The organism is Aeromonas taiwanensis (assembly GCF_000820165.1).
In the GTDB taxonomy this organism is placed as follows: domain Bacteria; phylum Pseudomonadota; class Gammaproteobacteria; order Enterobacterales; family Aeromonadaceae; genus Aeromonas; species Aeromonas taiwanensis.
The window spans coordinates 83,735-96,741 of sequence record NZ_CDDD01000042.1; the positions used below are offsets into that span (position 1 = coordinate 83,735).

7 protein-coding genes are annotated in these 13,007 nt (G+C 62.5%); 2 read left to right on the forward strand and 5 right to left on the reverse strand.

Annotation, left to right across the window (positions count from 1 at the left end):
- Nucleotides 1–233: 233 nt before the first annotated feature.
- The 3 genes from BN1136_RS07485 to BN1136_RS07495 all read right to left on the reverse strand — a co-directional run bounded on the left by BN1136_RS07485 (nt 234) and on the right by BN1136_RS07495 (nt 2,686).
- Nucleotides 234–1,340: a 1-acyl-sn-glycerol-3-phosphate acyltransferase gene (locus tag BN1136_RS07485; RefSeq protein ID WP_043762467.1), complete on the reverse strand. Its 1,107-nt coding sequence runs from the start codon at nt 1,338–1,340 to the stop codon at nt 234–236.
- Between the two features lie 199 nt (nt 1,341–1,539).
- Entirely contained in the window at nt 1,540–2,094 is a 555-nt protein-coding gene (rimJ, locus tag BN1136_RS07490) for a ribosomal protein S5-alanine N-acetyltransferase (protein ID WP_043762469.1), read from the reverse strand.
- Between the two features lie 37 nt (nt 2,095–2,131).
- Nucleotides 2,132–2,686: a GNAT family N-acetyltransferase gene (locus tag BN1136_RS07495; protein ID WP_043762470.1), complete on the reverse strand. Its 555-nt coding sequence runs from the start codon at nt 2,684–2,686 to the stop codon at nt 2,132–2,134.
- 349 nt (nt 2,687–3,035) lie between these two features.
- On the opposite strand from BN1136_RS07495, the gene BN1136_RS07500 reads away from it, so the two are divergent.
- Complete coding sequence (locus tag BN1136_RS07500; protein ID WP_043808282.1) at nt 3,036–4,802, forward strand: M4 family metallopeptidase; 1,767 nt, start codon at nt 3,036–3,038, stop codon at nt 4,800–4,802.
- Between the two features lie 51 nt (nt 4,803–4,853).
- Here BN1136_RS07500 and BN1136_RS07505 read toward each other — a convergent pair whose 3' ends face one another.
- Nucleotides 4,854–5,753, reverse strand: coding sequence for a LysR family transcriptional regulator (locus BN1136_RS07505; protein ID WP_043808285.1), 900 nt, complete (start codon nt 5,751–5,753; stop codon nt 4,854–4,856).
- A 209-nt stretch (nt 5,754–5,962) separates the two neighbouring features.
- Between BN1136_RS07505 and mdtH the strand changes: the two genes are divergently transcribed.
- Entirely contained in the window at nt 5,963–7,156 is a 1,194-nt protein-coding gene (gene mdtH, locus BN1136_RS07510; RefSeq protein ID WP_043762477.1) for a multidrug efflux MFS transporter MdtH, read from the forward strand.
- A 167-nt stretch (nt 7,157–7,323) separates the two neighbouring features.
- On the opposite strand, the gene BN1136_RS07515 is transcribed toward mdtH, so the two are convergent.
- Nucleotides 7,324–13,007: type I secretion C-terminal target domain-containing protein (locus BN1136_RS07515; protein WP_043808287.1), on the reverse strand; the 5,684-nt coding region annotated here is incomplete at its 5' end.

A 13,007-nucleotide genomic window follows, 5' to 3' on the forward strand; every position in this document is an offset into this window, starting at 1 on the left:
TCTGGTGTCGCCCGCCATCCATGCGGACACGAACCGAGCCTCTCGCTACATAAGGCGTCGGGCGGCTGCTGCACAGCCCGTCCCTCGCCAGGAGATACCGCTCGTTCACCCGATTATCGTACCAGCTGAAACAATATTATTCACTACCCGATGGCCGCCAACTTTGACCAGACGCAAAAACGGGAGCATCTGCTCCCGTTTTTTTCGTATTACATTGTTATGATCGGTGCCATTCAAACCTTGTTGGCGTTCTCCACCGGCTTGGCATACATGGCGCGCCAGATGGCCTTGTGCTCTGCTGGCACCTCGGACTGGCGGGTCAGGAAGGCGGCCTGCTCGGTCGTGCTGGCCCGATTGGGGACATCCGCGGCCAGGTAATTGCCGGGGAAGAGGCGATAGCTGCTCCAGATGGCCTTGTCGATGAGCGCAGCCAGTTCGTCCGGATCGCTGAAGCCCTCGGTGATGGGGGCGCCGAAGGAGACGTGTACCCGCCCCTTCTGGCCGATGATGCCCGCGACTATGCTCTCGATGTCCTCGAACTCGCCCTTCTCGTAGCTGCCGTTGACCGACTTCTCGTAGAGCTCGCGCGCCTTGGCCATGTCGGTGGGATCCAGCTCGTAGCTGATGCTGACCGGCACGATATTGAGGCTGCGCATGTAGTCGACGAACTCGATCTTCTGCTTCTTGCCGTCCACGTAGAACATCTTGAGGATGGCCGGATCCGTCTTGTCGTCCCCGTCCTTGGCGCGCCCTTCCTTCTGGGCGATCCAGATGGAGTGCCCCTCGTGCACCGACTGGCCGATGTAGGCCGACAGCTCGCCGAGCGCCTTCATCATCTCCCGCGGCCCCTTGGCGGAGCGCTTGACGATGAAGCTCTTGTTGAGCTTCATCAACTCGGTGGCGCAGGGTTTGCGCAGCAGGTTGTCACCGATGGCGATGCGCACGGTATCGAAACCGTGGGTGTGTAGTCCCCAGTTGACGAACGCCGGATCCATGGCGATGTCCCTGTGGTTGGAGACGAACAGATAGCCCTGCTCCTTCTTCAGGTGTTCGAGCCCGGAGAAGCTCACCCCCTGTGTGGAGGTGGCGATCATGCGGGTCATGTAGCGGGTCACCCCCATCTGTACCTGATGGATGGTGCTGACCTTGGCCCACTTGTGGCGCAGGAACTGGCGGATCAGCGGGCGGATGGCCCAGCCCAGCCAGCTCATCAGGGAACCGAAACGGTATTTGGCGATGGCACCGATAAACTCGTCATCCTGGATCAGCCGCTCGATGGCCGCTGGCACTTCATCATCGCGATAGGGGCGAATGTCCGCGAATCTGTCTACTTCAGTCACAATGTCTGCCTTGCATGTATGGAGTCGCGACCAGCAGCTGCCGGCCGGGAAAATTCAGGGCGCAATTTTACACGCTTTTGGGGTCTGGGGTATGAGGCGCATACAGATAGTGCGATCTTGCCGTGAAAAAGCGCCTCCCGTCGCCTGGCAACGCGTCAAGACGCGCCCTGCAACAAGCAGGCTGACAGGCCGTTGTCACCTAGACTGCGGGGTTGAGGAGCGCGGTGAGGACGTGATCCTCCCAGCGGCCGTTGATCATCAGGTAGTCCTTTGCGTACCCCTCCCGCTCGAAGCCGAGCCGTTCGAGCAGAGCGCCGCTGCGCAGGTTCGCAGGCATGTAGCCGGCCATGATGCGGTGCAGGCCGCGCTCCCGGAACAGGTAGTCGATGCCGGCCGTCACCACCTCGTGCATCAGTCCCTGTCCCTGATGGGCATGGTCGATGGCATAACCCAGGTGGCACGCCTTGAACATGCCCATCATGATGTTGGTGAAGTTGCAGGTGGCGAGCACCCGCTCCCCCCGCAGATCCAGGGCCGCCAGCTGCACGGCGCTGCCATCGAAGAACTGGCCGTAGCCGTCGCGCAGCCGCGCCTGCCAGTGGGCCAGGGTATAGAAACTTTCATCCCGCCTGGGCTCCCAGGGGGCGAGGTGGGTGCGGTTGCGCAGATAGAAATCCAGCATCAGGTCGGCCCGCTCCGGGGGCAGCACGGTCAGCCGGGTGCGGGCCGTGGTGATATGGGGCAGCGTCGTCATCTCTCCCCCCGGACGTTGGAAGCGGGCAGAAAGGCCATCAGAGATCCCTCAGCCTGAGCCACTCGTCCCGCAGCAGGCCGTAGTGCACGTGATCCACCACCCTGTCCGCCAGTCGCTCCGCCCGCCGGGTCACCCCCTCCTGCACCATGCCGAGCCGCTCGCACACCGCCCGGCTCGCGTCGTTCTCCTGGGCGGCGTTGATCTCCACCTTCTCCATCCCCATCTCCTCGAAGGCGTGGTGGATCAGGGCCTGGCAGGCCCGGGTGATGATGCCGTGCCCCTGCCAGCGTTCCGCCAGCCAGTAGCCGATGCTGACCTTGGCCAGCCCGTGATCGATCTGGTTGTAGCCGATGACGCCGACTACCTCCCCCTGATACTCGATGGCCGTGGTCAGCCCCTCCCCCCGGGCGAATTTCTCGATGGCGTGGCGAATGAAGGTGGCGCTGTCGGAGGGTTGTTGGATGTGGGGCACCCAGGGCAACCACTGGGAGAGGTAGTCGCGGTTGCGCTGGCAGAGGCGAAACAGCTCGCTGGCCATGTCGGGTTGCAGGAACAGGAGCGCCAGCTCGTCATCCAGTTGCCATGAAAACATCGCCACTCCTCCCTGCGTTGACTCGGCGTGCGCCGTCATGGGAGCCAATGTAGTCAATCAATCCCTTGTTTGCCAAGGACTTTCGGCCCGTTCTCCCCGCTGGCAACCCCCAGATGGAGCGCCCCGTCCGGCCGGCTTATTGAGCTTGTCATCAATCCCGCCCATTTTTGGTGAAACACTCTGCCAGCCAGGCATTTACTGGACGATTAACATCGTAGAAGTATGTTCTGCTGCCTGTTTTCGCCGATCTGTTACAAATGACAGGCAGCCATTTCGTCCCTTCCCACTAGTGTAAGAGCGCCGGGCAACAGACCCGGTGTGTAATCTTCATCGACTAAGGAAAGACGAGATGAACAAAGTCTATTTGGCCGTGGTACTGGCCTGCTGGGGAAGCGCCGCCATGGCGGCAGAACAGGTGGAAGTAAACCAGGTCGCCGGCCTGCTGGGGGCGCCGAGCGGTGCCGCCGGGGTCAGCGCCCTCGCAGGGGATGGCGAGTTTCGCCAGGTGCGAGCGGTCAAGCTGCCCAATGGCCAGCAGCGGGTGCGCTATGAGCAGACCTGGCACGGCATCCCGGTCTGGGGCCAGGTGCTCGTGGCCGAGCAGTCCCTCGGCGGCCAGATCAGCCAGGTCTCCGGCACCATGCTGCGCCAGATCGAGACCGATCTCGCGAGCCCGACCGCGTCCCTCTCTCCCGCCGATGCCGCCCGCAAGGCGCGGGCCGGCGCCAAGGGCAGCAACGAGCGGGTCAAGCTGTTCGTGATGCAGGATGACGCAGGGCAGGCCCGTCTGGTCTACCTGGTCTCCTGGCTCGCGGCGAGCGAGGAACCAAGCCGCCCCTTCGTCATCATCGACGCCCAGAGCGGCAGCGAGATCAAGCGCTGGGAGGGGATCAACCACAAGGATGCCACCGGTCCGGGCGGCAACCTCAAGACCGGCAAGTATTTCTACGGCGCCGACTTCGGCCCGCTGCAGGTGGACGACAACTGCCGGATGACCAGTGCGAACGTCGATACCCTCAACATGAATCACGCCACCACGGGGGGCGCCATCCACCAGTTCGCCTGCCCGGAGAACACGGTCAAGGAGATCAACGGCGCCTACTCCCCCCTCAACGATGCCCACTACTTCGGCAACGTGGTGTTCGACATGTACCGCAACTGGTACAACACGGCGCCGCTGAGCTTCAAGCTCAAGATGCGGGTGCACTACAGCCGCAACTACGAAAACGCCTTCTGGGACGGTAGCCAGATGACCTTCGGTGACGGCGCCACCACCTTCTACCCCCTGGTGAGCCTGGACGTGGCAGCCCACGAGGTGAGCCATGGCTTCACCGAACAGAACTCGGGCCTGGTCTACTCCGGCCAGTCGGGCGGCATCAACGAGGCCTTCTCCGACATGGCGGGGGAAGCGGCCGAGAACTACATGAAGGGCAGCAACGACTGGCTGGTGGGGGCCCAGATCTTCAAGGGCAACGGCTCGCTGCGCTACTTCGAGGATCCGACCCGGGACGGCAAGTCCATCGGCCACGCCAGCGACTACTATGACGGCATCGACGTGCACCACAGCTCCGGGGTCTACAACCGCGCCTTCTACCTGCTGGCCAACACCAGCGGCTGGAACACCCGCAAGGCGTTCGAGGTGTTCGTGCTGGCCAACCGCCTCTACTGGGGTGCCAACACCACCTTCGATCAGGGCGCCTGCGGCGTGACCAAAGCGGCCACCGATCTCGGCTACAGCCTGAGCGACGTGGCGGCCGCCTTCACCACGGTCGGCGTCAATGCCTCCTGCACTACCACGCCGCCGGCGGGCAACGTGCTGCAAAACGGGGTACCGGTGAGCAATCTCACCGCCGCCAAGGGGGGCAAGCTGAGCTACACCATCGACGTGCCGGCCGGCAGGAGCCAGCTCGTGGTCGCCAGCAGCGGCGGCACAGGGGATGCGGATCTCTATGTGAAGTTCGGCTCGGCTCCGACCAGCACCAGCTATGACTGCCGTCCCTACAAGAGCGGCAACGCCGAGACCTGTACCCTGAACGCGCCCAAGGCAGGGACCTGGCACGTGCAGCTGAGCGGCTTCAGCGCCTTCTCCGGCGTGACCCTCAAGGCCAGCTACTGATCCCGACACACAGCAACAACATGGAAAGCGCCGGCCTGAACCGGCGCTGTTTTATTCCCGTTTCCCCGACCAGCGTCTGGCCAGGGAGCGCGCCGCCTCCAGCACCCGCTCCTTGGCGGGATTGGGACGCTTGCCACTGCGCCAGGCCATCATCACGTCCCAGTGATCCGGCGGCAGATCCACCACATCCAGTTTCACCAGGCGACCGAACTCCAGATCCCGGGTGATGGCGAGCGCCGGCATCAGGGTGATGAAGCCGTGCTCCAGCGCCAGCTCTCGCGCCGCGCTGGCAGGCTGGATGGCATGCAGCGGGCTGGCGACCTGGCGCAGCAGCCGTAGCTGCAGGATCAGCTCGTCACAGCCGGTGCCCCACTGCTGGGGGGCCAGCCGCTCATTGGCGATGTCCTGCAGGGTCAGCCCCTGCCGACCGGCCAGGGGGTGGGTGGCGCAGGCCACCGCGATGATGGGGGAGCGATAGAGCAGCTCGAGCTGGATGCCAGCGATGGCGGGACACTTCAGGATGAAGCCGACGTCGGTCTCGCCGGTCAGCAGCTCCTGCATGATGATGCCGGAGTGATCCGTGTTGCAGCGGATCTCGAAGGACTCGTCCACCAGGGCCAGCAGCAGGGGACCGAACACCGCCGTGGTCAGGGAGGGCAGGCAGGAGAGCCGGATCCGCGGCAGGGCCGGCGCCCCCTGCATCGCCAGCCGCCCCCCTTCCAGCGCACTCAGGGCCGCCATCGCCGCAGGCAGAAACTGCTCGCAGGCCGGGGTCGGGGTGGCCCCACGGCGGTGGCGGCGAAACAGGGACTGGCCCAGCTCCTGCTCCAGCACGGCGATCCGCTGGCTCACCATGGGCTGCGACCAGCCACGGATGGCCGCCACCTTGCTGAAGCTGCCACGGTTGGCCACATCCAGCAGCAATTGCAAATCGTCGAGTGTCATAGCCATAACCAAATCCAATATGAAATATAGCCAGTTGTCGGCTACCACTATATCTGGCGCCCCACCAGAATAGCAGCATCAATCGTCATCATATGGCAATACGCCATCGAGTCAGGGACCTGTCATCGTCCTTGACTCTCTTTTGTGACGGCGCCATTCGGCGATGAATACAACAACACAACAATATCAACGGAACGAACAGAGGTAACAGGATCATGGTGGAGCGGGCGAGGCGGTTGGGGCGGTGGTTCTTGGCATTGGATTCCCTCCTGGTGATCCTGGGATTCTTCGTGGTCATGCCCATGATCAGCCTGCGTTTCGTGGACCAGCTCGGCTGGGCCGCCGGGGTGGTCGGGCTGGCGCTGGGGCTGCGTCAGCTCACCCAGCAAGGGCTGGGGGTGTTTGGCGGCTCCCTGGCCGACAAGTTCGGGGCGCGCCCCCTCATCGTCTGCGGCATGCTGCTGCGGGCGCTGGGGTTCGCCAGCCTGGCCTATGCCGAAAGCGGGCTGGAACTCATCCTCTCCTGCATCATCTCCGGGCTCGGTGGCTGCCTGTTCGATCCCCCCCGCGCCGCCCTGGTCATCAAGTTCACCCGGCCACGGGAGCGGGGCCGCTACATCTCCCTGCTGATGATGCTGGAGAGCGCCGGCGCCGTGGTGGGGGCCCTGCTCGGCAGCTGGCTGCTGAACTTCGACTTCGAATATGTCTGCCTGCTGGGTGCCGGTCTCTTCGTCTGCGCCGCCCTGTGCAACCTGCTGATCCTGCCCCCCTACAAGCTCTCCGTACGCCCGACCCCGATCCGCGACGGCCTCGGCCAGGTACTGGCGGACAAGGCCTTCTGCCGACTGGTGCTGATCCTGAGCGGCTACTACGCGCTCTGGGTGCAGGTGATGCTGATCTTCCCCATCCTGGTCAAGCAGATGGCGGGCAGCACCACAGCGGTGGGCTGGATGTATACCCTGGAAACCGCCATCTCCCTGGCCCTGCTCTACCCCCTCGCCCGCTTCGGCGAGCGCCACTTCAAGCTGGAGAATCGCCTGATGGCCGGGGTATTGCTGATGACCACGGGGATAGGCCTGGTCGCCTTCGCCACCACCCTGCCCGCGGTCTTCCTGCTGCTCGCCTGCTTCTACCTCGGCATCGTCATCGCCGAGCCGGCGCGGGAAACCCTCATGACCAAGCTCGCCCAGCCCGGTGCGCGCGGCAGCTACATGGGCTTCAGCCGCCTGGGGCTGGCGCTCGGCGGCATGACGGGTTACGTGGGTGGCGGCGCCCTGCACGACTACGCCATGGCCCAGGGGCAACCCTGGCTGCCCTGGCTGGTGCTCGGCACCGTCGGCGTCACCACCCTGCTGCTGCTGGCGAACTGCTTCCAGCGTGGCTCCCGCCTTGCCAGGGTCAGCGCCTGACCCCTTGGCCATCACGCCATTCAACCCGGGCGCCCCTCTCTTGAGGGGCGCCCTCTTTTTATCCTCTCGTTGAGTGGCCCTCCCTCTCTGCTCCGCCGCATTCATCCGAAAAGCGCCCATAAAAAAAGCGGCAGATTGCTCCGCCGCTTTTTGACCATCTGACCGGATTACTTGTCGATATCCAGCATGTTGTTTTGCAACATGAAATCGATGACCTGGTTGGCTGTCGTCCCCGAACCGCCCGTCAGGGTGTCGAAGGTGTGGTTCATCAGCACTATCTCCTGGGTCACCGGCGCCGCGCCGCTCTCCTTGACCTGCAGGTGCACCCCCTCGTTGTCCTGGAACACCGAGAGCAGGCTCTTCAGGGAGCTCTCGGTCTTGCTGCCATCGCTGTCGAGCAAGTCGCTGAGATCCAGCTTGTCCCCTTCCGACTTGCTGAAATCGACGATGTAGTCCTTGGCCACCTTGCCGGTTTCGGTATCCCCCTTCAGCCAGGTGAAGGTATCGGCTCCGGCATCCCCCTTGAGGATGTCGTCGCCAAGCCCGCCAACCAGGATGTCGTTGCCAAGGCCCCCGCTCAGCACGTCGTTGCCAGTCCCGCCGTACAGGGTGTCGTTGCCGCTGCCGCCACTCAACACGTCGCTGCCACTCTCGCCATAGAGGGTGTCGTTGCCACTGCCACCGAACAGGATGTCGTTGCCAGCCCCGCCATAGAGGAAATCATCCCCGCCCTGGCCGAACAGGATGTCGTTGCCATCCCCGCCATAGAGGGTGTCCCCCTTGTCATTGGCCGACGACTGGTCGAACTCGCTGACATGCCCCGTGATGTAGGAATGCACCTGGGCATCGGTCACCGACCCGGCCCCCAGCTTGCCGGCCACATACTGCTTGATGGCCGCATATCCTTCTCCGCTGATGTCGGTGAAGCGCACCGCATCGCCGAACAGGATGTCGTCGCCCGCTCCGCCATCGAAGCGGTCGGCCCCCGGCAGGTTGTTGACGGAGCTACCCAGGATGGAGTTCGCCAGATCGCCGGCAGACACGTTGGACTGTACAACCTGATCGCTGTCGAACTGCTTCAGGGTATCGATAGACACGTTGCCGCCAATACCGATGGCCTCCAGCGTCACCTTGTTGAGGGCCAGAAGCGGCAAGACGGCCAGGGCGTTTTGCAGTGCCCAGTAACTATCGTCATAGGTGGTGGAAATCTCGAAGGTGCCATCCCCCTGCGCTCTCAAGGTGCCGATGGAGGTCGAACTCCACTTGTTGTTGTTGCCCTGAGACCACTGCTGCACCCTGCCATTAGCATCGATCAGCACCCTGCTGGTGCCGCCAATGTTGGCGGAGAAGACTTCACCAGGTACATAGTTGTTAACGTTGACGAACGCGTCGAGCCGCTCGCCAGTCACCTGGTTAACGATCGGGTTGGTCTTTTCATAATCGTAATAGGTGTTCGGCGCCCCATCAGTGATGAAGTAGGCCAGGTTCTTCGCATTGGCGTTGTTCTTGGCGGTGTCGCTGTTGAACCAGTTGGAGGTAGTCTTGAGGGCATCCTCATAGTTGGTCGTGCCACCATTCCAGTAACTGCCGTTCATGCTGTCGAGCACGCTCTGCAACTTGGTCAGGGCATTGACATCCTTCAGATCCACGCTAATGGACTTGTTGGCCTGACTGTCGAAGTCCACCAGGAAGATATTGACCTTGCCCGCACCCTCGGTCCCGGCACTGTTCTTGAGGCTGGTAAAGACCTGGGTCAACTGGGCCTTGATCGTTTCCATGGCTTCACTGCCGATACTGCCGGAGCTGTCGACCATAAAGGCGATGTTGTAGTTCTGGCCTGGCAGCACCACGCTGCCGTCCAGATCCCCGACCACGATGTTGTGCTCGCTGCCATAGGTCCGGTTCTGATCCCCCGGCTCCCCTTCGGTGGCATTGAAGTAGCTCAGGCGGATGCTGTCGTTGTCGGACGCGGAACTGGTCTTATCGGTACCCACCTCCCTGGCGATGGCATCCACCTTGAGATCGACCTGACCGGCGCTGCTGCCGGGGACTCGCAGAGTCAGCCCGCTCAGCTTCACATCCAGCGTGCTCGCACTCCACAGACCGCTGCTGGCGGTAAGGGTGAGCTTGCCATCCACCCCGACGGTGCCCAGCAGCTGGTTGCCGTTATAGAGCTCGGCCCCCTTCGGCATGCCGCTCAGCACCAGGCTGTCGAGCACTTCGCTGCCATCACGATCGCTCAGGGAGGCGCTCACCTCCAGCGGGTAGTCGACCACCGTCGGCTGCACCAGGGTCAGCTCGCCGGTGATCTGGTTGAGCTGGTAGAGGCCGTCGGCGAACTGGACATACTCCACGTCGTGCAGCGCCTTGGTGATACCGACCCCCTTCTCCGTGACGGAGAAGTTGAACCAGCGATCATTGATCGAGTATCCGCTGCCCTTCGTGATGGCGTAGTCGGCACGGTTACCGGACAGTACAGCGATATCTTTATCACCAGCACCGCCATAGAGAGTATCGCCACCCAACCCAGCGACCAGAATGTCGTTTCCAACGCCGCCGTCGAGGGTATCGCCCGACACTGAGTTGCCACCGACCAGCACGTCATTACCGTTGCCACCGACGAAGTGGTCGCCGCCCCCCTTCACGCTGACGATGTAGTCGTTGCCATCACCTCCCACCACGGAGTCCTTACTAGAGGTGCTATCGGTCAGAGTGTTGGTGATCCCGAGGGCCCCCTTGTCGAAGCCGCCGGACTGGAACTGGCCCGTGGTGATCCCCGCGCTCGGGAAGCTCTGGCTGTAAGACGGCATGCCATTCCCCATCAGGGTGACGTTGACCGTGGGTTTGTCGGCCACCGCAGTCACGTCGATCACCAGCTTGCCGCTGTTGCTGAGGTTGGCCCCGTCGCTTACCTGGTAATCGAAGCTGGCATAGTCCCCCTTCATGTTGCCAACGGTGGCGCCGCCACCATTGCTGGCACTGCTGCTCGACTCGTTCACACCGGGCACGAAGCGCAGATGACCTGCATTCACCTCGGCATAAGAGATAAGGGTGCCACTCGACACGGCCACCCACTGACCCGCAGCGTTGAGGTACTCGAGCTTGCCATTGAGGGGCAAGGAGCCGATCTTCACGCTGAGATCGCTATCGGCCTGGTCATCGCTGGCACCAAACTGGGACCAGGTCAGTACCTGGGGCTTATCTTCCGACCCGGAGCTGTAACCCCCTGCTGCGGTCGGCGCTCGATCGTTGTCTGTGATGGTGCCGGTACCGCTCTGGCCGCCCACCGTCACGGTCAGCGTCTCTGTCGCCTCGGCAAGACGGTCGTCCACCGTCGGTATGGTGACGGTCAACCCGGAAACCCCGGCCGGTACCGTGATCTTGCCGGTAGTGCTGTTGTAGGTCACGCCGTTGCTGAACTGGGCATTGCCCCAGTCCTGGTTGGAGGCGGGGTTGCTGCCGCTGCCCCTGATGGCGAAGTCATATTGCGTCGCCTCCTGGGTCGCGTCGGACAGGGTCACCGTATGTTGCAGATTGCCGCCTTCGGTCACGCTATCGGCAGAGATCCCCTGCACCGTCGGCGTAAAGAGCGGTTTGGTGGCAAAGGACCCAATGCTGACGTCACCATCCCCATCCACCACCCGGATCCGGAAGTCGATGTCGCCATCTCCCTGGGGTTTGGACATGTTCTGGTACTGGAAGAACTCCCACTTGCCGGTGGCCGGGGTGAACTCCAGCCTGAACACCAAAGTGCCGTCACTGGCTTCGCCATACAGGGTATTGGGTAGACCTACTTTGCTGGAAATTGAGATCTCTTTACCAGTAGCTGTCATCAAACCCACTTCATTGGATCCCAAAAGCTCTATACGTCCCTTACCATCTGCCCCCCACTGCGGGGTCACGGTGCCAGAACCATAGGCGATGGCCTGCGCCGTGTCGGCACCGAGGAACTCGATGCTCTTCACCGTGAAGTCGCTGTTGTCGCCATAGAGGCCGTTACCATTGTTGGTGGCCTTGATCACCATGGTATCGAAACCGCCCTGCTGCACCTGGAAGTTCTGGTTGAACTCCCCACCTGCCGCCGTCGAGTTGAATACCAGGGTATTGATCAGTACCCCGCCACGATAGAACTCCACGACGCCGCTCTCCAGCTCGCCACCAAACATCTGGCTGAACTTGATGTTGGCACCATAGGCCACCTTGCCCGCGTCCAGTCTGACGATCAGCTGCTCGGAAGCGGAGGACCCATCCGCGAAGTGGCGGAAATCTATCTCGTTGGCGAGGTTGTGGTTCGGTGAGCCGACGCTGGACACGCCAAGTCCGGCGCTGGAGCCGTTGACATTAGCCGCCGTCAGCTTCGAGTCGGTCGCCGAAGTGAAGCCCATCGCCGTGATGCTGAAGCCGTTCGCGTTCAGGGTCGAATGGTTGCCACTGAACAGGGTCAGATCGAAGAAGCCGGTCAACACGTTCGGGATATTGGTCTTCACCACGGACACCGCATCGCTGTTGCCGGCGATGGGGGAATCATCCTCGACGCTGACATCCAGCGTGCCTTTGGTGCTGCCGCTGCCATCGGAGACCTCCACATCCAGTTGGAACGACAGCTTGTCTTCCGAGGTCGTATCCCCGTGGTCGAGGGGGCCCTTGAGGGTCACGTCATAGGTCCACTCTCCCTTGCCGCTGGTATTGGGTGCCGTCAGCTTGACCTCGACCACAGCCTTGTAATCGGCGCCGCCAATCGCCCCCGTGTACCCAACCAATGTCTTGCTGCCCGGGTCCCAGCACCACTGGACCTTGGCCCCACCGGATGTAAGTCCGTTGGGCCCCGTCGGCCCGTTCAGGGAGATGCTGAGGGTACTGCTATCCACGTCACCCACGGAAAGAGTACCGGACGCTTTGATGGCGTTGGTGGTATCCGGGTTGCCGGCCGTGTCAGCAATGCCGTTTGCCAGCCCCTCCTCGGAGACGACAGCACCGTTGGAGATCGTCAACGTTGGCAGATCGTTGACCGCATCCACCTTGATGGTCACGGTTGCGGGGCTCGCATCCACGGCGCCGTCATTGTCCACCGCCACATAATGGAAGCTGGTATTGCCATTCCAGTTGGCAGCCGGAGTAAAGGTCAGCTTGCTGGCGTCCGCCAGCGCAATGCTTTGACCCGCGCTCACCGCCACACCGCCCAGATAGAGGATGCCGTTAGCCGGCAGACTCTGGATGGTGAAGCTCACTACAGTGCCATCAATGTCACTGCCAGAAAGAGTCGGGATGGCGATGCTGGCGGCATCTTCCAGACCGTTTGCCTGCTTGCTCGCCGTCTCCGGCGCGTCATTCAGGATCTGCGCGTTGTCGCTGCCCGGCAGGGAGACGTTGCCCGCCTTGTCGGTCTGGGTCGCCGTCACCGTCAACGACTTGCCGTTGGCCGGGGTCGTTTCCGTCCAGCTGATGGTGCCGTTCTGATAGCCGTAGCTCTTGCCATTGCTTGCCAGCAGGGTGCCATCGGCCTTGAGCGTCAACTGGACAGTGCTGTTCACCCCGCCATTGTTGATGGTCAGCGTCACCTTGCCGCCCGCAACCAGGTCTGCGTGATTGATCCCGGCGCGTACCTGGATCTGATCATTACCAATCTCGGCCTTGGTCAGCATCTGGTCATTGTTGGTATCGTCCACGATAACCACGGTCGGGGCCGGGGAAGCTACGCTGTCCAGGATCGCCTGCTCGCTGTCAGTCGCCGGGTTGCCCGCCTTGTCAGTCACGTCCGCCTTCACGGTGAACGTGCCATCCGCCAGGCCGCTGGCCCCCAGGTCTACGGTGGTGCTGAACTTGCCGTCGGTCACGGTCGCGGTGAAGGTCA

Excerpts from the sequence above, each read along its gene's own strand:
- rimJ (WP_043762469.1), bottom strand. The coding sequence starts at position 2,094 with ATGACGACGCTGCCCCATATCACCACGGCCCGCACCCGGCTGACCGTG.
- BN1136_RS07505 (WP_043808285.1), bottom strand. The coding sequence starts at position 5,753 with ATGGCTATGACACTCGACGATTTGCAATTGCTGCTGGATGTGGCCAAC.
- BN1136_RS07495 (WP_043762470.1), bottom strand. The coding sequence starts at position 2,686 with ATGTTTTCATGGCAACTGGATGACGAGCTGGCGCTCCTGTTCCTGCAA.
- BN1136_RS07500 (WP_043808282.1), top strand. The coding sequence starts at position 3,036 with ATGAACAAAGTCTATTTGGCCGTGGTACTGGCCTGCTGGGGAAGCGCC.
- mdtH (WP_043762477.1), top strand. The coding sequence starts at position 5,963 with ATGGTGGAGCGGGCGAGGCGGTTGGGGCGGTGGTTCTTGGCATTGGAT.